Source organism: Streptomyces sp. NPDC101110, assembly GCF_044759525.1.
Classification (GTDB): domain Bacteria; phylum Actinomycetota; class Actinomycetes; order Streptomycetales; family Streptomycetaceae; genus Streptomyces.
On the sequence record NZ_JBIVZM010000003.1, the window covers coordinates 282,745 to 302,351 of the forward strand.

Genomic DNA, 19,607 nt, shown 5'->3' on the forward strand with positions numbered 1-19,607 from the left:
CGGCACGGTGGCGGCGCTGCGCGCCGGAGGCGCGGCGGTGCTGCGGACGGACCGGGACGGCGCGCTCGCGGTCACCGGAGGGGGCGGTGAGCTGAAGGTGGCGCGAGACTGAGGGCATGAACTCAGCACAGGTTGATGCCTATCTGCGCCGACTGGGAGTCGAGCACCCGGCGTGGCCCACCGTCGACGCGCTGCGCGAACTGCACCTGCGGCACCTGCGGACCGTGCCGTTCGAGAACCTCTCGATCCATCTGGGCGAGGAGATCGTGCTGGAGGAGAAGCGGCTGCTGGACAAGGTGGTGGGCGCGCGACGGGGCGGGTTCTGCTACGAACTCAACGGCTCCTTCGGAGCGTTGCTCGCGGCGCTCGGGTACGACGTGGCGCTGCTGGCGGCGCGGGTGTACGGGGACGAGGGACGGCTCGGGATCCCGTACGACCATCTCGCGCTGCGGGTGCGGACGGTGGACGGGGGCGACTGGCTGGCCGACGTCGGGTTCGGGGCGCACAGCCACCTTCCGCTGGCGTTCGGGGACCGGGGGGAACAGGAGGATCCGGGAGGCAGGTTCCGGATCGTCGAGGCGGGGCCGGACGCGGCCGGGGTGCGCGGCGGGCACGGCACGGTGGAGGCGGCGGACCTGGACGTGTTCCGGGACGGCCGGGCGCAGTACCGCCTGGAGGTGCGCCCGCGGGCGCTCGGCGACTTCGTGGCGGGGGCGTGGTGGCACAGCACGTCGTCGGTGTCGCACTTCACGCGGTCGCTGGTCTGCTCCCGGGTGACCGAGGAGGGGGGACGGATCACGCTCAGCGGGCGGCGGTTCACGGTGACGGCGGCCGACGGGACAAGGGAGGAGAGGGAACTGGAGACGGACGAGGAGGTACTCGGGGCGTACCGGGAGTGGTTCGGCATCGCGCTCGACTCGGTGCCGGTGCCGCGGAATCCCGCGTAGAAGTCAATTCGGGCCACACGGGGCTACTCGTGCGTAGTACCTGCACATGTGCTGGATTCCCGTGATGTGGTCCCGTGTTGCCTCGAAAGCCTCAACGGTGGTCGAATGCGTCTTCGGCAATGTGTGATCGACAGTGATCAACAGGCGATTTCGAGTCACTCAGAGGAGCCGTGGATGATCGGCCGCTGGCGGGGAAGCCGCACCGACCGGGTGCAACGGACGAGTCCACTGGCGGCGGTGCCGACACCGCCGAGCGCGGGGGTGCTGGCGTGCCGGGTGCTGGATCCCGTCAACGAGCCCGTCAGACACGCGGAGTTCGCGGTCACGGACGCCGTGGGGCGCATGGTCGTCAGCGGCGGAGCGGATCCCTACGGGTCGTTCGTGACGACGGTGCCCGCGGGGGAGTACCGGCTCGCGGTGTCGGCGGAGGGGTACTCGCCCTACCGGGCGACGACGCAGGTCGCGGAGAACACGCTCGCCTCGCTCGGCGACGTGACGCTGCAGGTGGCCCGGCCGCCGGAGCTTCCCGCCGCCGGTGACTGGGAGATCGAGTCGGCGCACTCCTCGATCGGCTTCACCGCCCGGCACATCGGAATGGCCCGGATCCACGGGCAGTTCAAGTCGTTCGCGGGTGTCATACGGGTCGCCGACCAGGTGGAGCGGTCTGCGATGCACGTGGTGATCGACGCGGCGTCCATCGACACCAACATGCGGATGCGGGACGAGCACCTGCGCTCGGCGGACTTCCTGGACGTCGAGCGGTTTCCGACACTGGAGTTCTACAGCGACCGGTTCGTGCACAAGGGCGGGAACCGGTGGGCGGTGACGGGGGCGTTGTCGCTGCACGGCGTGACGCGGACGGTCACGCTGGACACGGAGTACCTGGGGCTGGGCAACGGCATGGAGGGCGAGGTGCGGGCGGCCTGCCGTGCCACGACCGAGCTGCACCGGGACGACTTCACGGTGAGCTGGCAGACCATGCTCGCCCGGGGTATCGCGGTGGTGGGGCCGAGCATCAGGGTCGATCTCGATGTGCAGGTCGTCCGCAAGGGCTGAGCGGCCGGCCCGCGACGCGGTGTCGGACAATGTCGGGCGTGAGTGATGTGCGACATGTGCTGGTGCTGCCCGACCGTGACTCCGCGGAAGAGGTCGTGGAGGCGCTGCGGGAGCGGTTCGGGGTCGTCGAGGAGCCGCAGCTGGTGCGGGACGCTCTGGCCGGGGAGGACGACGCCGAGGACGCGCAGTGGCTGGTGGTCCTGCGCGACGCGGACGAGCGGCTGGACCCCGGCGAGCTGGACGGACTGGCCGGCGAGTGGGAGGGCTGGCGGGAGGAACCGTAGGCACCCGGGCTCCCGTGGCCCGTACGCCCTTCCGGCACGTCCGCACGTCCACGTGTCCGCACCCTCGGCCCGTCTGCATGCTCCGCCCGTTCGCACCTCCGGCCCGTCTGCATGCTCCGCCCGCCCGCACCTCCGGCCCGTCTGCATGCTCCGCCCGTTCGCACCTCCGGCCCGTCTGCATGCTCCGCTCGCCCGCACCTCCGGCCCGTCCGCATGCTCGGCCCGTCCGCATGCTCGGCCCATCCGCACCTTCGGCCCGTCCGTATCCTCCGCCCCCGGATGTCCTCCGCGTGCGTACGCCCCGGTCCGTCGGGACCCGCTGTCAGTGGTGCGTGGGATGCTTGGGGCGATGGCCAGGAAGACTGCGAATGACGACCCTCTCGCCCCGGTGACGCTCGCCGTGGGCCAGGAGGAGCTGCTCCTCGACCGTGCCGTGCAGGAGGTGGTGGCCGCGGCGAAGGCCTCCGACGCCGACACGGACGTACGGGACCTGACCCCGGACCAGTTGCAGCCGGGCACGCTCGCCGAGCTGACGAGTCCCTCGCTCTTCGCGGAGCGCAAGGTCGTGGTCGTCCGCAGCGCGCAGGATCTGTCCGCCGACACCGTCAAGGACGTGAAGGCGTACCTCGGGGCTCCGGCCGAGGAGATCACACTCGTGCTGCTGCACGCCGGCGGGGCGAAGGGCAAGGGACTGCTCGACGCGGCGCGCAAGGCGGGGGCGCGCGAGGTGGCCTGCCCGAAGATGACGAAGCCGGCGGACCGGCTGGCGTTCGTGCGGGGCGAGTTCAGGACGGCGGGGAGATCCGCCACGCCGGAGGCGTGCCAGGCGCTCGTCGACGCGATCGGGAGCGATCTGCGGGAGCTGGCCTCGGCGGTGTCGCAGCTGGTCGCGGACGTCGAGGGCACGATCGACGAGGCGGTCGTCGGGCGGTACTACACGGGGCGGGCCGAGGCGTCGAGCTTCACGGTCGCCGACCGTGCGGTCGAGGGGAGGGCCGCGGAGGCCCTGGAGGCGTTGCGCTGGTCGCTGGCGACGGGCGTCGCGCCGGTGCTGATCACGAGCGCGCTCGCGCAGGGCGTCCGGGCGATCGGGAAGCTGTCGTCCGCGCGCGGGGGGCGACCGGCGGATCTGGCGCGGGAGCTGGGCATGCCGCCGTGGAAGATCGACCGGGTGCGCCAGCAGATGCGGGGCTGGACTCCGGACGGGGTGTCGGTCGCCCTGCGGGCCGTGGCCGAGGCGGACGCGGGGGTGAAGGGCGGGAGCGACGACCCCGAGTACGCCCTGGAGAAGGCCGTGGTCACCATCGCCCGGGCGGCCCGCTCCAGGGGGCGGTCCTAGGTCGTGTCCGGAGAGTCCGCCTGCCGCGCGACACCTGGCACACCGTCTCGCCGTACGGGGAGAAGCCTCGGGTACGTCGAGTACGAGGGTCTTCGCCCGGCACGCCGAGAGCACGCACCCGACGCCGCGCGGCCCGCCCTCCGGGCCGACGACGGGACTGTGCGGACACGACCTGGCCGGACCCGGGTGGCCCGCTCCGGACACCGCCCCGGCGCCCTGCCCGGAACCGCAGCCGCTTCTCCGTGGAGCGGGTCAGCCCGTCAGAAGACCGGCTCCCCCATCCCCAGCAGGTTCCCCTCGCTGTCGTGGAACCAGGCGCCGCGTTCACCCCGCGCGCCCTTGCTCGGGTAGTTGCCCTCGACCTCGGCGATGCCGTCCCGGGTGCGGAAGCCGGGGGCGTCGACCTCCTCGAACACCACGCCGCGCCGTTTCAGCCCGGCGACCGCCGCCTCGATGTCCTCGACCTCCAGCGCCATCTGCGTGAAGGTGCCGGGCGAGGTTCCCGTCGACCGGAACAGTACGAACTCCGCGCCGCCGCACCGGTAGAGGAGCCCACCCGGGCGTTCGTCCACGGGGTCCAGGCCGAGTTTCTCCGAGTAGAAGCGCCGTGCCCGCTCCAGGTCCCGGGCGGGGAGTCTGGTCGCCACGCGGACCAGGGCGGGCGCGTCGGTGTCGTGTGCGTCCATGTCTCCACTGTGCCGTGATCGAGTCGCCCTCCTCCTGACGAAGAGGAGAATCGGGTGTATCAGCCGTACGTCGCCGAGCGACGGAGAGGTGGCGAGGGTCATGGCTGAACACCCGCACGCAGCGTTGGTCCGCAAGGGATTCGAGGCCTTCTCGCGCGGTGACATGGACACTCTGCGGGAGCTGATCGCCAAGGACGCGACGCATCACGTACCCGGCACCCATCCGCTCTCGGGCGACTTCAAGGGCCAGGACGCGATCATGGACATGTACCGGCGGCTCGGCGAGGAGACCGCCGGATCGATGCGTCTGGAGATGCTCGGGATCGCCGTCGACGGCCGCGGTCACGCCGTCGGCATGACCCGCTTCACGGCCGAGCGCAACGGCAAGAGCATCGACGACACCGGCTGCATCGTCTTCCGAATCGTCGGCGACAAGGTCACCGACCTCGACGAATGCGTCGAGGACATCGACAAGACCAACGAGTTCTGGTCCTGAACAAGGCCGAAGGCCCCACCGGCCGCTCTGGGGAAGAGCGGAGGGCGGGGCCTTCGGTTCAAGCTGCTGGATCCGCGCCCGCGTGGCGAACGCAGGCCGCGCGCGGATCCGGGGGGTGCCGGACGGGAGCGGATGAGAGAGGGCCCGCTCGATTCCCTCCGGCGTCACATCAGATGTCAGCCCTTGAGCGCGTCGACCTTCTGAGCCAGCGCGGACTTCTTGTTGGCGGCCTGGTTCTTGTGGATGACGCCCTTGGAGACGGCCTTGTCGAGGTGACGCGCGGCGAGGCGCTGGTACTCGGTGGCCTTCTCGACGTCACCCGCGGCGGCAGCCTCACGGGCCTTGCGGATCGCGGTCTTGAGGGAGGACTTGACGGCCTTGTTGCGCAGCCGCGCCTTCTCGTTGGTCTTGATCCGCTTGATCTGGGACTTGATGTTCGCCACGAATGAGCCTTCTCAGGTTCTGGCACGAAGCCGCACGGACACCGCACGATTCCCGCACCGGGTGATTTCTTGAGGTCGTGCCTCCTGCAAGAGGGCATGAGGCACAGCCACCCAGGCTACCAGCGGCCCCTTCCACGGCCCAAACCCGTCCATGGTCCCCACCCGTGGGACCATGGAGGCTACGTATCGATCCGACCCGAGACCGCAGACACTGCGGACGCCTCAAGAATCAGGACCCTGCGTGCCCGCGATCCCCAGCCACGTGCCCGAGCCGAGCCGTACCGACCCGGCTCTGATCCGCAACTTCTGCATCATCGCGCACATCGACCACGGCAAGTCCACGCTCGCCGACCGGATGCTCCAGCTGACCGGAGTGGTCGAGCAGCGGCAGATGCGCGCCCAGTACCTCGACCGTATGGACATCGAGCGCGAGCGTGGCATCACGATCAAGTCACAGGCGGTGCGTCTGCCGTGGGCCCCGACCCACGACAAGAACGACACGCACATCCTCAACATGATCGACACCCCGGGGCACGTCGACTTCACCTATGAGGTCTCCCGGTCGCTCGCCGCGTGCGAGGGGACCATCCTCCTGGTCGACGCCGCCCAGGGCATCGAGGCGCAGACCCTCGCCAACCTGTACCTGGCGATGGAGAACGACCTCACGATCATCCCCGTGCTCAACAAGATCGACCTGCCGGCCGCGCAGCCGGAGAAGTTCTCCGAGGAGCTCGCCAACCTGGTCGGGTGCGACCCGGAGGACGTGCTCAAGGTGTCCGCCAAGACCGGCCTGGGCGTCGAGGCGCTGCTCGACAAGGTCGTCGCGGAGATCCCCCCGCCGGTCGGTGTCGCGGACGCCCCCGCCCGCGCGATGATCTTCGACTCGGTCTACGACTCCTACCGCGGTGTCGTGACGTACGTCCGTGTCATCGACGGCCAGCTCAACAAGCGCGAGCGGATCCGGATGATGTCCACCGGCGCCACGCACGAGCTGCTGGAGATCGGCACCAACTCGCCCGAGATGCTGCCGGCCGACGGTCTGGGCGTCGGCGAGGTGGGTTACCTCATCACCGGTGTGAAGGACGTCCGCCAGTCCAAGGTCGGTGACACCGTCACCAGCCAGCACAAGGGCGCCGAGGAGGCGCTCGGCGGCTACAAGGACCCCAAGCCGATGGTGTTCTCCGGCCTCTACCCGCTGGACGGCTCGGACTACCCGGAGCTGCGCGAGGCCCTGGACAAGCTCCAGCTCAACGACGCCGCGCTGGTCTACGAGCCGGAGACCTCCGCGGCCCTGGGCTTCGGCTTCCGCGTCGGCTTCCTCGGCCTGCTGCACCTGGACGTGATCCGCGAGCGGCTGGAGCGCGAGTTCGGCCTCGACCTCATCGCCACCGCGCCGAACGTGGTCTACCGCGTCCTCATGGAGGACGGCACCGAGCACACCGTCACCAACCCGAGCGAGTTCCCCGAGGGCAAGATCTCGGAGGTCTACGAGCCGGTTGTGCGGGCCACCATCCTGGCGCCCAGCGAGTTCATCGGCTCGATCATGGAGCTGTGCCAGACCCGGCGGGGTGTCCTGCTCGGTATGGACTACCTCTCCGAGGACCGGGTCGAGATCCGCTACACCCTGCCGCTCGCCGAGATCGTCTTCGACTTCTTCGACCAGCTGAAGTCCAAGACCCGCGGCTACGCCTCGCTGGACTACGAGCCCACCGGCGAGCAGACCTCCAGCCTGGTCAAGGTCGACATCCTGCTGCACGGCGACAAGGTCGACGCCTTCTCGGCGATCACCCACAAGGACCAGGCGTACGCGTACGGCGTGCGGCTCGTCGCCAAGCTCAAGGAGCTCATCCCGCGGCAGGCCTTCGAGGTGCCGGTCCAGGCCGCCATCGGCTCCCGGGTCATCGCCCGCGAGACCATCCGCGCCATCCGCAAGGACGTCCTCGCCAAGTGCTACGGCGGTGACATCTCCCGTAAGCGGAAGCTGCTGGAGAAGCAGAAGGAGGGCAAGAAGCGGATGAAGATGGTGGGTTCCGTAGAGGTTCCGCAGGAGGCCTTCATCGCCGTCCTGTCGAGCGATGACAGTGCGGGGTCGGGCAAGGGCAAGAAGTAATCACGGATTACCGCGGGTTACACCGCAATCCGGGTTGAACAGGGGCTCGTCGTGCGAAAGTGCGGCGGGCCCCTGTGCGTTCCTGGGGTAGCTCTCTGTACGAAGTGACAGGCCGCGGCCCCTTACGCGGCGGCCGGTCGCCCTTTACTCTGATCCCTGCTCGATAGTTACTCACGAGTTAAACAACGGGCGTGACCTGCATCTCGTGAGTGCCACCCAGCCGCACCTGAGCCAGCCGCACCGTCGCGGGCCCCGGAGGATGTCGTGAGCGACACACAGACCCTGATCGAGAACCGTCCGCCGTCCGTGGCGGGCCTCTTCCTGGAGCGCGTGGCGGCCACGCCGGACGCCGAGGCCTATCGGTATCCGATCCCGTCAGCGGGCCAGGGGCCGGACGACTGGAAGTCGCTGACCTGGGCACAGGCCGCCGAGCGGGTCTACGCCATCGCGGCCGGCCTCATCGAGCTGGGCGTGCAGCCCGAGCAGCGCGTCGCCCTGGCCGCCGGCACCCGGCTCGAGTGGATCCTCGCCGACCTCGGCATCATGTGCGCCGGTGCGGCCACGACCACCGTGTATCCGCAGACCAACGCCGACGAGTCCGCGTACATCCTGTCGGACTCCGAGAGCCGGGTGCTGATCGCGGAGAACGCCGAGCAGCTGGCCAAGGCCGTGGAGAAGCGCGCCGAGCTGCCCGAGCTGACGCACGTCGTGGTGATCGACGCGGCCGGTGTCGAGACCGCCGACTGGATCCTCACCCTGGACGAGCTGGAGAAGCGCGGCGCGGCCCGGCTGGAGAAGGACCCCGAGCTGATCAAGGAGCGGGTCGGCGCGATCACCAAGGACCAGCTGGCCACCCTCATCTACACCTCCGGCACCACCGGCCGGCCCAAGGGCGTGCGTCTGCCGCACGACAACTGGTCGTACATGGCGAAGGCGATCGCCGCGACCGGGCTGGTCAGCGGGGAGGACGTGCAGTACCTGTGGCTGCCCCTCGCCCACGTCTTCGGCAAGGTGCTCACCTCGGGCCAGATCGAGGTCGGGCACGTCACCGCCGTGGACGGCCGGGTCGACAAGATCATCGAGAACCTTCCGATGGTCCAGCCGACGTACATGGCGGCCGTGCCGCGCATCTTCGAGAAGGTCTACAACGGCGTGGCCGCCAAGGCCCGGGCCGGCGGCGGCGCCAAGTACAAGATCTTCCAGTGGGCGGCCGAGGTGGCCCGCGAGTACGCCAAGGTCGCGCAGGACAACTTCCGCCGGACCGGGACCGCGTCCGTGCCGTTCGGGCTGGGCGCGAAGCACAAGGTCGCCGACACGCTGGTGTTCGCGAAGATCCGCGAGGCGTTCGGCGGAAACCTGCGGGCCTGCGTTTCCGGCTCCGCCGCCCTCGCGCCGGAGATCGGCTACTTCTTCTCGGGTGCCGGCATCCACATCCTGGAGGGCTACGGCCTGACGGAGTCCTCGGCCGCGTCCTTCGTGAACCCGGGCGAGGCCTACCGCACGGGCACGGTCGGCAAGCCGCTGCCCGGCACGGAGGTGCGGATCGCGGACGACGGGGAGATCCTGCTGCGCGGCCCGGGCATCATGGAGGGCTACCACAAGCTGCCCGAGAAGACCGCCGAGGTGCTGGAGCCGGACGGCTGGTTCCACACCGGGGACATCGGCGAGCTGTCGCCCGACGGCTACCTGCGGATCACCGACCGCAAGAAGGACCTCATCAAGACCTCGGGCGGCAAGTACATCGCCCCCGCGGAGGTCGAGGGACACTTCAAGGCGGTGTGCCCGTACGTCTCCAACATCCTGGTGCACGGGGCCGACCGGAACTTCTGCACGGCGCTCATCGCGCTCGACGAGGTCGCCATCACCGACTGGGCCAAGGACAACGGGCTGGAGGGGAAGTCGTACGCGGAGATCGTCGCCTCGCCGGTCACGGTGGAGATGGTCGACGGCTACGTGAAGCAGCTCAACGAGGGGCTTCAGCGGTGGCAGACCATCAAGAAGTTCCGGCTGCTGCCGCGTGACCTCGACGTCGAGCACGGTGAGATCACGCCGAGTCTGAAGCTGAAGCGGCCCGTGGTGGAGCGGGAGTACAAGCACCTGATCGACGAGATGTACGAAGGCTCGCGCGAGGCGTAGGGGGTGGTGGGGCTGATCGAGCGGCTGCGGGTTCGTTGTGGTCGCTCGCGCGGGTTGCCGCGCCCCTAGGTGCCTTCTCCCACGCGGCGTTTCAAGTCCTGGATCTCCGTCCTGAGGCGTTCCACCTCTCTGCCTTTTCGGTAGAGGTCCAGGAAGACGCTGACCTTGGCCCGGAGCACCCATGGGTCGAAGGGCTTGGTCACGTAGTCCGCGGCGCCGGTCGCGTAGCCGCGGAAGGCGTAGCCCGAGTCGTCGTCCGCGCCCGTGAGGAAGATGATCGGGACGTCGCGGGTCTGGTCGAGGCGTTTGATGTGGGCGGCCGTCTCGAAGCCGTCCATGCCGGGCATGCGGATGTCGAGCAGCACCAGGGCGATCGGCTGCCGCAGCAGGGCCTTCATCGCCTCCTCGCCCGAACGGGCCCGCACCAGGGGCTCGTTCAAGGACGCCAGGACGGCCTCCAGGGCGGTCAGGTTGTCCTCCATGTCGTCGACGAGGAGGATTCCGGCGCGTTCGGGGTGGGTGGCGGTGCCGCTCATGCTTCTTCTTCCGTGCCCTCGGGGTCCAGTAGTGCGCACACGACCGTCAGCAGGCCGTCGATGTCCACCGGCTTGGGTACGTAGTCGTTGGCGCCGCGGGCGATGGACTTCTCCCGGTCGCCGGGCATCGCCTTGGCGGTCAGGGCCACGATCGGCAGGCCCGACCAGCGGGGTGTGCGGCGGATCGCGGAGATGGTCTCGTAGCCGTCCATCTCCGGCATCATGATGTCCATCAGGACCAGTTCGACGTCCCCGCTGCGCTCCAGTGTCTCGATGCCCTCGCGTCCGTTCTCCGCGTAGAGCACCGTCATGCCGACCCGGCCCAGGACATGGGTGAGGGCGAAGACGTTGCGGATGTCGTCGTCGACGATCAGTACCCGCCGCCCGGCGAGGATCCGGCCCGGCCGGCCGGACGTCCAGGCCTCCAGCTTCGTCGGCGATGGCCAGGTGTCGTCCGAGTCGTGCGCGACCGGGAAGGGCGCGGCGGCGGGCTGGAGCGGCAGCGGCAGGTCGGCGCGTTCCTCGGGCACGGGTGCGGGCGCGGTGTGGCCGGGGCTGACGACCGGCACGTACAGGGTGAACGTCGAGCCCTTTCCGGGTTCGCTCTCGGCGACGATCCGTCCGCCGAGCAGGCCCGCGATCTCCCGGCTGATGGACAGTCCGAGTCCGGTGCCGCCGTATTTGCGGTTGGTGGTGCCGTCGGCCTGTGCGAACGCCTCGAAGATCACCGGGAGTTTGTCCGGCGCGATGCCGATGCCGGTGTCGGACACCGCGAACGCGATGACGTCGTCGGTGTCCCGGACGCCCCCGCTCTCGGCTTCTCCCGGGCGGGCCGGCCCCCGCCGGTGCTCGGCGTCCTGCACCCGGTCCACCCGCAGCTCGACCTTGCCGGACGCGGTGAACTTGATCGCGTTGGACAGCAGGTTGCGCAGGATCTGCTGGAGCCGCTGCTCGTCCGAGAACATCTCACGCGGTACGTCCTCGCCGACCGCCACCTCGAAGGCGAGCCCCCGGTCCAGGGTGAGCGGCCGGAACGTGGCGTGGACGTAGTCGAGCAACTTGATGAGCGGCAGCCGCTTGGGGCGCACGTCCATCCGACCGGCCTCGATCTTCGACAGGTCCAGGATGTCGTTGATCAGTTGCAGGAGGTCGGAGCCCGAGCGGTGGATGGTCGTCGCGAACTGCACCTCCTGGTCGGAGAGATGGCCGTCCGGGTTGTCCGAGAGCAGCCGGGCCAGGATCAGCAGCGAGTTCAGCGGGGTGCGCAGCTCGTGCGACATGTTCGCCAGGAACTCGGACTTGTACTGGGAGGACGTGGCCAGCAGGGCGGCCTTCTCCTCCAGTTCGGCGTTGGAGCGCTGCAACTCGCCCTGCTGCTTCTGCAGCTCGTCCGAACGCTCCTGGAGCTGCATGGCCAGACGCTGGGACTCGCCGAGCAGGGACTCCGTGCGGGAGTTGGCGATGATCGTGTTGATGGCGACGCCGATGGTGTTGACGAACTGGTCGAAGAACGCCAGGTGCACGTCGGAGAAGCGGGAGAACGAGGCGAGCTCGATGACGCCGAGGAGCTTGTCCTCGAAGAGGATCGGGATGATGACGATCGTGGTCGGAGCCGCCTCGCCCAAACCGCTGTTGATCTTGATGTAGTCGGGCGGGGCGCCCTCCACCAGTATCCGCTTCTTCTCCCGGGCCGCCTGCGCGACCAGGCCGTGCACCGGCAGCCCGCCGGTCTCCACGGTCGCGTCCTGGGCGGCTCCGTACCCCGCGATGAAGGCCAGGCCCTTGGAGGGGGCCGTCGCTCCGGCCTCTTCCGGGTCGGCCAGGTAGAACGCGCCGTACTGGGCGTTGACCAGCGGGGTCAGCTCGCGGAGTATCAGGTCGGCGACCTCCATCAGGTCCCGGTGACCCTGCATCAGGGCGGCGAGCCGGGCCAGGTTGGACTCCAGCCAGTCCTTCGCGCGGGTCGTCTCGCGCAGGTTGGCCACCATCAGGTTGATGTTGTCCTTCAGCTCGGCGACCTCGCCCTGCGTCTCCACGGTGATCGAGCGGGACATGTCGCCCTGGGCCACCGCGGAGGCGACCTCCGCGATCGCGCGGACCTGGGTGGTGAGGTTGGACGCGAGTTCGTTGACGTTGGTCGTCAGGCGCTTCCACGTGCCGTAGACGCCCTCGACCCGGGCCTGACCGCCGAGCCGGCCCTCGCTGCCGACCTCGCGGGCCACCCGCGTGACCTCCGAGGAGAACGAGGACAGCGTGTCGACCATGGTGTTGATGGTGGTCTTCAGCTCCAGGATCTCGCCGCGCGCGTCCACGTCGATCTTCCGGGACAGGTCGCCCTGCGCCACGGCCGTCGCGACCTGGGCGATGTTGCGCACCTGCGAGGTGAGGTTGTCGGCCATGTAGTTGACGTTGTCCGTCAGGTCCCGCCAGACGCCGGAGACGCCCAGCACCTGGGCCCGGCCGCCGAGCCGGCCGTCGGTGCCGACCTCGCGTGCCACCCGCGTCACCTCGTCGGCGAAGGCGCGCAACTGCTCCACCATCGTGTTGACGGTGTCCTTCAGTTCGAGGATCTCACCGCGCGCGTCGACCGTGATCTTCTTCGACAGGTCGCCGTTGGCGACGGCGGTGGTGACCTGGGCGATGTTGCGGACCTGCGAGGTCAGGTTCAGTGCCATGAAGTTGACGTTGTCGGTGAGGTCCTTCCAGACGCCGGAGACGCCCCGCACCTGGGCCTGGCCGCCGAGGTTGCCCTCGGTGCCGACCTCGCGGGCCACCCGCGTCACTTCGTCGGCGAAGGCGGACAGCTGGTCGACCATCGTGTTGATCGTGGACTTCAGCTCCAGGATCTCGCCCTTGGCCTCCACCGTGATCTTCTTGCCGAGGTCGCCCTGCGCGACGGCCGTGGAGACCAGGGCGATGTTGCGTACCTGGGAGGTGAGGTTGTCGGCCATGAAGTTGACGTTGTCGGTGAGGTCCTTCCAGACGCCGGACACGCCCCGCACCTGGGCCCGGCCGCCGAGGTTGCCCTCGGTGCCGACCTCGCGGGCCACCCGCGTCACCTCGTCGGCGAAGGCGGACAGCTGGTCGACCATGGTGTTGATGGTCGACTTGAGTTCGAGGATCTCGCCCTTCGCGTCGACCGTGATCTTCTGGGACAGGTCGCCGTTGGCCACGGCGGTCGTCACCTGGGCGATGTTGCGGACCTGCGAGGTCAGGTTCGACGCCATGAAGTTGACGTTGTCGGTCAGGTCCTTCCACACCCCCGACACGCCCCGCACCTGGGCCCGGCCGCCCAACTGGCCCTCGGTGCCCACCTCGCGGGCCACCCGGGTCACTTCGGCGGCGAAGGCGGACAGCTGGTCGACCATCGTGTTGACGGTCAGCTTCAGCTCCAGCAGCTCGCCGGTCGCCTCCACGGTCACCGTGCGGGTCAGGTCGCCGCGTGCCACCGCGGTCGTCACCGCCGCGATGTCCCGCACCTGGGCCGTCAGCCGGGACGCCATCGTGTTGACGGCCTCCGTCACGTCCCGCCAACTGCCTGACAGGCCCTGCACCTTGGCGCGGCCACCGAGCCGGCCCTCGGTGCCGACCTCGCGGGCCACCCGTGTCACCTCGCCGGTGAACAGGGACAGCTGGTCCACCATCTTGTTGACGGCCCGGCCCAGGCGGCGCAGATCGCCGCGTAACTGCCGTGTCCCGTCGTGCAGATCGACGCGCTGGGTCAGATCGCCACCGGCCACCGCGTCCAGGACGCGCGTGGCGTTCGCCGCCGGGGCGACCAGCGCGTCGAGCAACTGGTTCACATCGTCGATCCGCGACGTCCACAGACCCTGGCCCGGGCTGGCCGAGAGGCGCTCGTCGAGCCGGCCGTGCCGCACCAGCTCCCGTCTGACGCGCCGTACCTCGGAGGTGAAGTGCATGCTGCGGTCCATGATCTGGTTGAAGACCGCGTTGAGTTCGGCCACCATGCCATGGCCGGATTCCGGCACTTTGGTGAAGTCGCCGTCCCGGGCCGCCGTCATGGCGGCGAGCAGTGGACGCAGATCGGATGCACGAATCTGACCGTCTTCGTGCCGGTCTTCGACCACAGGGGTAGCACTGTTTTCACTCATGGCGGCCCACTTCGGTAACTCGGCGCTTATGGGCGTGGCCAGTCTGTCACTCTGTCGGCATCGACTGTGGCGTATTCGTACGAACTGCCCGGGGAGCTGTCCATGGGGGCCATTCCGACGCAACGGGAGACCGCCTCCCGTGCCTCAGAAGCGCCTGAACCCGCTTGGGAGACGCCCGTTTCCGTCCAGGAGGGGCCCGTTTCCGAGGGGCCCGCACCGTCCGGCACGGCCGACGAGGCGTCCGAGCCGGAGTGCGCGCGGGCGCACGCGACCCTGCCCGGCAGCTCCCTCGCCCCGGGCGCTGCCCGCGCCCTGGTGCGCGCCGCCCTCACCGAGTGGACCGGACTCGGCCTGCCCGGCGCCGAGTTCCTCACCGACCGCCTGGCCGACGACGCCACGCTCGTGGTCAGCGAACTCGTCACCAACGCCGTCGTGCACGCCGGCACCGACGTCGAGATGGAGTGCCGGCTGGAGGGCGAAGCCCCCGACACGGCCGCGGTCGTCGTCGAGGTCTCCGACCACCACCCCTCCCGTGCCCCGCGCGGCAGTGAGCCGGAGACCCCCCACGACACCCCCGAGTACGGGCGGGGGCTCCGACTCGTCGGCGCCCTCTCCGAGGCGTGGGGCGTCACGTACCGCACGGGCCGCAAGACCGTGTGGGCCCGGCTGCCCGCCGGGGGGAGCGCGGCAGGCGACCAGATCGAGGCGTACGCCGGGGAGCACGCGCTGGCGCGCGGCCTGCGGATGGCGGAGATCCTGGCACCCGAACCGCCGCCCGACGGGACGGCGGGGGAGGCCGTACGGGGCGGACGCGGCGGCGTGGACTCCTGGGACACGAGTGGGGAGGGAGAGCCCTGGGGCCCGCTCGACCCGCGGCATCCCGGAGAGCGGTGGGACCCGCGGGACCGCGGAGAGAGGTGGGACCCACGGGAGGGCGGGGTGACACGGGCCGGGGCCGGCGTACGGGAGACCTCCGACCCGCGGGAGACGCCTGACCTGCGGGAGACCTCCGACCTGCGCGACTGGAACGACTTACGGGACTGGCGGGACCGGCACGAGAACCGCGACGGACGGAACGGACCCGACGGCGCCTGGCTCGGCCGTGGCGCCCTGTCCTTCCTCGCCGAGGCCTCCGACCTGCTCGCCGGACAGCTCGACGAAGACCTCGTCGCGGCCCTCGCCGGACAGCTGATCGTGCCCCGGCTGGCCGACTGGTGCGCGGTGTGGCTGGAGGACGAGGCCACCGCCGGAGGCTGGAGCGGCGGAGCCGGCGTGGGCGGAGCGCGCCTGGCCCGGGTCTGGCACGGCAGCGAGAACCACATCGAGGAGCTGCGCCGCGCCCTGGAGAAGGACCCGCCGCAGCCGTTCGACCCGCTGGCGGCGTCCCCGTTCGAGCGCGGCCGGGACCAGGGCGGGTCCGGACCCGTCGACTGTCCCTGGCCCGGCGAGGCGCTCGGCGACGCCGAACCCGGTTCGGCCCTCGCCTACCGTCTGGTCGCCGGGGGACGTCCACTGGGCACCCTGGTCATCGGGCGGTCCGGGCCGGCCGGTTTCCCCGACGAGATCACCGGCCTCGTCGAGGACCTCAGCCGCCGGGTGGCCCTCGCCATCGGTGCCGCCCGCCAGTACGCCCGGCAGGCCACCATCAGCGCGGTGCTCCAGCGCGGACTGCTGCCCGGCGCCGTGGCGGAGATCCCCGGTGTGCGCAGCGCGCTCGTCTACGAGCCGTACGACAAGGGCGGGCCCAGCGGCGACTTCTACGACCTGTTCCCGGCCGGCGACGGCCGCTGGTGCTTCGCCGTCGGCGACGTCCAGGGCAAGGGCCCCGAGGCGGCCGTCGTGATCGGCCTGGCCCGGCCCTGGCTGCGGCTGCTGGCCCGCGAGGGCTACCGGGTCGCCGACGTCCTCGACCGCCTCAACCAGCTCCTGCTCGACGACGCCACGGAGGCCGCCGACGCCGCGGCGCGGGCGCTGGTCGCCGCGGGCGCCCGGCCCACCCCACCGGGCGACGGCCCGCAGACCCGCTTCCTGTCCCTCCTCTACGGCGAGCTCGTCCCCTTCGACGGCGGCGTCCGCTGCACCGTCGCCTCCGCCGGGCACCCGCTGCCCCTGGTGCTGGGGGCGGCCGGCGAGGTCCACGCCGCCGCGCAGCCCCAGACCCTCCTCGGCGTCGTCGAGGACGCCACCTACACCAGCGACACCTTCGAGCTGCGGTCCGGCGACACCCTGCTGTGCGTCACCGACGGAGTGACCGAGCGCCGCTCGGGATCCCGCCAGTTCGACGACGGGGACGGGCTCGCGACGGCGCTGGCCGGGTGCGCCGGCCTGGACGCGGAGCTGATAGCCGAGCGGATCAAACGGCTCGTGCACGAGTTCGGGGCGCGGCCCCCGGCGGACGATCTGGCACTGCTGGTGCTCCAGGCGGACTGACCGCCCGGGTGCTGGACAATGGAGGACATGCCTTCCGCACTTCCCGACGGCGAGCCCGTCCCCGACGACGGGGCGCTGCCCGCGTCCGCCCTCGCCGGGGCCGCCGGCCGTCCGCTCGGGTTCTACCTGCACGTCCCGTACTGCGCGACCCGCTGCGGCTACTGCGACTTCAACACGTACACCGCGACGGAGCTGCGCGCCGGCGGCGGCGTGCTGGCCTCCCGGGACAACTACGCCGAGACGCTCGTCGACGAGATCCGGCTGGCGCGCAAGGTGCTGGGGGACGACCCGCGGCCGGTGCGGACGGTGTTCGTGGGCGGCGGTACGCCCACCCTGCTGGACGCCGGTGACCTGGTACGGATGCTGCGTGCCGTGCGGGACGAGTTCGGGCTGGCGGAGGACGCCGAGGTCACGACGGAGGCGAACCCGGAGTCGGTGGACCCGGCGTACCTGGCGACCCTGCGCGAGGGCGGGTTCAACCGGATCTCCTTCGGCATGCAGAGCGCGCGGCAGCACGTGCTGAAGGTGCTGGACCGTACGCACACGCCCGGCCGGCCCGAGGCCTGCGTCGCGGAGGCCCGGGACGCCGGGTTCGAGCATGTGAACCTCGACCTGATCTACGGCACGCCGGGGGAGTCCGACGACGACTGGCGGGCCTCGCTCGACGCGGTGCTGGGGGCCGGGCCGGACCATGTCAGCGCGTACGCGTTGATCGTCGAGGAAGGGACGCAGCTCGCGCGGCGGATCCGCCGGGGCGAGGTCCCGATGACCGACGAGGACGTGCACGCCGACCGGTACCTGATCGCGGACGAGGTGCTCTCCGGCGCGGGCTTCGAGTGGTACGAGGTGTCGAACTGGGCGACCTCGGCGGCCGGGAGGTGTCTGCACAACGAGCTGTACTGGCGAGGAGCCGACTGGTGGGGGGCCGGGCCCGGGGCGCACAGTCACGTGGGCGGGGTGCGGTGGTGGAACGTCAAGCACCCGGGTGCGTATGCGGCTGCGCTGGCTTCGGGGCGGTCGCCGGGGGCCGGGCGTGAGGTGCTGAGCGAGGAGGACCGGCGGGTCGAGCGGATTCTGCTGGAGCTGCGGCTGCGGGAGGGGGTGCCGTTGTCGCTGCTGCGGTCGGAGGGGCTCGCTGCCTCGCGCAAGGCCCTGTCGGAGGGGTTGTTGCAGGAGGGGCCGTACGAGGCGGGGCGGGCGGTGCTCACCTTGCGGGGGCGCTTGCTGGCGGACGGGGTTGTCCGGGACCTCGTGGACTGAGGCGCTCGCCGTCGGTGCCGGTGCCGCCCCTGGCGGCGCGCATGCCCTAGGCCGTCACGAAGTCGATCAGTTCCTCGACCCTGCCCAGGAGCTCCGGCTCCAGGTCCTTGTACGAGTGGACCCCGGACAGGATGCGCTGCCAGGCCGCCCCCGTGTTGTCCGGCCAGCCCAGTGCCCTGCACACGCCTGTTTTCCAGTCCTGCCCCCGTGGGACCCGGGGCCAGGCGGTGATGCCCAGGGACGAGGGTTTCACCGCCTCCCAGATGTCGATGTACGGGTGGCCGACGACCAGCGCGTACTCGCTCTCCACCGACTGGGCGATGCGCCACTCCTTGCTGCCGGGGACCAGGTGGTCGACCAGGACGCCGAGGCGTGCGTCGGGGCCGGGGGCGAACTCGGAGACGATCGACGGCAGGTCGTCGACGCCCTCCAGGTACTCCACGACCACGCCCTCGATGCGCAGGTCGTCGCCCCAGACCTTCTCGACCAGCTCGGCGTCGTGGCGGCCCTCGACGTAGATGCGGCCGGCTCGGGCCACCCGGGCACGTGCACCGGGGACGGCCACCGATCCCGAGGCCGTGCGGGTGGGACGCGCGGGGCCGCCCGCCGAGGGCCGGACCAGGGTCACCACCCTGCCCTCCAGCAGGAAGCCGCGCGGTTCCATCGGGAAGACCCGGTGCTTGCCGAAGCGGTCCTCCAGCGTCACCGTGCCCGCCTCGCAGCGGATCACCGCACCGCAGAAGCCGGTCCCCGGCTCCTCCACGACCAGGCCCGGATCCGCCGCGACCTCGGGCACCGGCTTCGGCTTCTTCCACGGCGGGGTCAGATCGGCGGAGTACTGGCGCATTCGAATGACGATAGGAGAAGGCGGACGGCGATCACCGCGACACGCCGAAACGCGCCGCCAGCGCGTCCCGTTGCGCCCGCACGAACGCCGCGTCCACCACCGCTCCGTGACCGGGCACGTACACCGCGTCCTCACCGCCCAGGGCGAGCAGGCGGTCCAGGGCGGCCGGCCACTGCGACGGCACCGCGTCCGGGCCCGCCTGCGGCTCCCCGGACTCCTCGACGAGGTCGCCGCAGAACACCACCTCCGGATCGCCGGGCACCAGCACCGCCAGGTCGTGCGCGGTGTGCCCCGGGCCGACGTTCGCCAGCAGCACCTGCCGGCCGCCGCCCAGGTCGAGGGTCCACTCGCCGGAGACCAGGTGGCCGGGCGGGACCAGCCGGTCCGCCGCCTCCTGGGCCGTGGGCGCCGCCAGGCCCTGGCGCACCCCGTCCTCGCGCAGCTCCTCACGGTCCCGCACCCGCGACAGCAGCGCGTCCACGCCCACCGCGCCGAACACCTCGGTGTTCGGGAGCGCGGCGGCCCCGAAGACATGGTCGAAATGCGGGTGGGTCAGCGCGAGATGTGTCACACGGTGACCGGTGAGTGCCCGCGCCTGCGCGCCCAGTTTCGCGCCCTCGGCGAGGCTCGACCCCGCGTCGATCATGAGGACCGCCCCCTCGCCGGCGACCAGCCCGATCGTGCAGTCCCACACCGGCAGCCGGCACCGCCCCACCCCCGCGGCCACGCGCTCCCACCCGAGGTCTTCCCAAGTCACCGTCATACGGCGACGCTAGCGGTGGGCCCCGCTCGGGGCACGGCGCCGCACGACCAGCCTTGCCGGGGGTGTACCCCACCGCCGTACACTGGGCCGGGGAATGCTGGCACTCGCACGCGCAGAGTGCCAGGCCGGACCGGCAGGGCAAGCAGACGAGACATCTGGAGG

General features: G+C 70.8%; 15 protein-coding genes. 9 read left to right on the forward strand and 6 right to left on the reverse strand.

Going from position 1 to position 19,607, the window contains the following annotated elements:
• The first annotated feature begins 116 nt into the window (after positions 1 to 116).
• The 4 genes from ACIQU3_RS07520 to holA all read left to right on the forward strand — a co-directional run bounded on the left by ACIQU3_RS07520 (position 117) and on the right by holA (position 3,626).
• The gene (locus ACIQU3_RS07520) at positions 117 to 947 is read left to right on the forward strand and encodes an arylamine N-acetyltransferase (RefSeq protein WP_403923830.1); all 831 of its coding nucleotides are present in this window, start codon (positions 117 to 119) and stop codon (positions 945 to 947) included.
• Between the two features lie 174 nt (positions 948 to 1,121).
• Positions 1,122 to 2,003: a YceI family protein gene (locus ACIQU3_RS07525; protein ID WP_403725878.1), complete on the forward strand. Its 882-nt coding sequence runs from the start codon at positions 1,122 to 1,124 to the stop codon at positions 2,001 to 2,003.
• A 38-nt stretch (positions 2,004 to 2,041) separates the two neighbouring features.
• Positions 2,042 to 2,287: a hypothetical protein gene (locus ACIQU3_RS07530; protein ID WP_403725875.1), complete on the forward strand. Its 246-nt coding sequence runs from the start codon at positions 2,042 to 2,044 to the stop codon at positions 2,285 to 2,287.
• A 349-nt stretch (positions 2,288 to 2,636) separates the two neighbouring features.
• Positions 2,637 to 3,626, forward strand: coding sequence for a DNA polymerase III subunit delta (gene holA, locus ACIQU3_RS07535; protein WP_403725872.1), 990 nt, complete (start codon positions 2,637 to 2,639; stop codon positions 3,624 to 3,626).
• 260 nt (positions 3,627 to 3,886) lie between these two features.
• Here holA and ACIQU3_RS07540 read toward each other — a convergent pair whose 3' ends face one another.
• A complete protein-coding gene (locus ACIQU3_RS07540; protein WP_403725867.1) occupies positions 3,887 to 4,312 on the reverse strand; it encodes a VOC family protein in 426 nt (141 codons plus the stop codon).
• Between the two features lie 100 nt (positions 4,313 to 4,412).
• Between ACIQU3_RS07540 and ACIQU3_RS07545 the strand changes: the two genes are divergently transcribed.
• Positions 4,413 to 4,808, forward strand: coding sequence for a nuclear transport factor 2 family protein (locus tag ACIQU3_RS07545; protein WP_403725862.1), 396 nt, complete (start codon positions 4,413 to 4,415; stop codon positions 4,806 to 4,808).
• A gap of 176 nt (positions 4,809 to 4,984) precedes the next feature.
• Here the strand turns inward: ACIQU3_RS07545 and rpsT are convergent, their stop codons facing one another.
• Complete coding sequence (gene rpsT / locus ACIQU3_RS07550) at positions 4,985 to 5,251, reverse strand: 30S ribosomal protein S20 (RefSeq protein ID WP_031103817.1); 267 nt, start codon at positions 5,249 to 5,251, stop codon at positions 4,985 to 4,987.
• Between the two features lie 241 nt (positions 5,252 to 5,492).
• On the opposite strand from rpsT, the gene lepA reads away from it, so the two are divergent.
• Both lepA and ACIQU3_RS07560 read left to right on the forward strand, forming a co-directional pair.
• Entirely contained in the window at positions 5,493 to 7,361 is a 1,869-nt protein-coding gene (gene lepA / locus ACIQU3_RS07555) for a translation elongation factor 4 (protein WP_403725859.1), read from the forward strand.
• Positions 7,362 to 7,625: 264 nt separating this feature from the next.
• Positions 7,626 to 9,497, forward strand: a complete 1,872-nt coding sequence (locus ACIQU3_RS07560) for an AMP-dependent synthetase/ligase (protein WP_403923833.1) — start codon at positions 7,626 to 7,628, stop codon at positions 9,495 to 9,497.
• A gap of 65 nt (positions 9,498 to 9,562) precedes the next feature.
• On the opposite strand, the gene ACIQU3_RS07565 is transcribed toward ACIQU3_RS07560, so the two are convergent.
• Entirely contained in the window at positions 9,563 to 10,033 is a 471-nt protein-coding gene (locus tag ACIQU3_RS07565; protein WP_403725852.1) for a two-component system response regulator, read from the reverse strand.
• Positions 10,030 to 14,055 (reverse strand): HAMP domain-containing protein, encoded by a 4,026-nt coding sequence (locus tag ACIQU3_RS07570; protein WP_403725849.1) that lies wholly within the window; start codon positions 14,053 to 14,055, stop codon positions 10,030 to 10,032. Before ACIQU3_RS07570 ends, ACIQU3_RS07565 begins: the two co-directional genes overlap by 4 nt.
• Before the next feature lie 192 nt (positions 14,056 to 14,247).
• Between ACIQU3_RS07570 and ACIQU3_RS07575 the strand changes: the two genes are divergently transcribed.
• Both ACIQU3_RS07575 and hemW read left to right on the forward strand, forming a co-directional pair.
• Positions 14,248 to 16,575, forward strand: coding sequence for a SpoIIE family protein phosphatase (locus ACIQU3_RS07575; RefSeq protein WP_403923836.1), 2,328 nt, complete (start codon positions 14,248 to 14,250; stop codon positions 16,573 to 16,575).
• Between the two features lie 27 nt (positions 16,576 to 16,602).
• On the forward strand, positions 16,603 to 17,835 hold the full coding sequence (hemW, locus tag ACIQU3_RS07580; RefSeq protein WP_403725843.1) for a radical SAM family heme chaperone HemW: 1,233 nt from the start codon (positions 16,603 to 16,605) through the stop codon (positions 17,833 to 17,835).
• Between the two features lie 46 nt (positions 17,836 to 17,881).
• On the opposite strand, the gene ACIQU3_RS07585 is transcribed toward hemW, so the two are convergent.
• Together ACIQU3_RS07585 and ACIQU3_RS07590 are read right to left on the reverse strand one after the other, a co-directional pair.
• Positions 17,882 to 18,682 carry a DUF3097 domain-containing protein gene (locus ACIQU3_RS07585; RefSeq protein ID WP_403725840.1) on the reverse strand — a complete coding sequence of 267 codons (801 nt, stop codon included), beginning with the start codon at positions 18,680 to 18,682 and terminating at the stop codon, positions 17,882 to 17,884.
• A gap of 31 nt (positions 18,683 to 18,713) precedes the next feature.
• On the reverse strand, positions 18,714 to 19,445 hold the full coding sequence (locus ACIQU3_RS07590; protein WP_403725837.1) for an MBL fold metallo-hydrolase: 732 nt from the start codon (positions 19,443 to 19,445) through the stop codon (positions 18,714 to 18,716).
• Between the last annotated feature and the right edge of the window lie 162 nt (positions 19,446 to 19,607).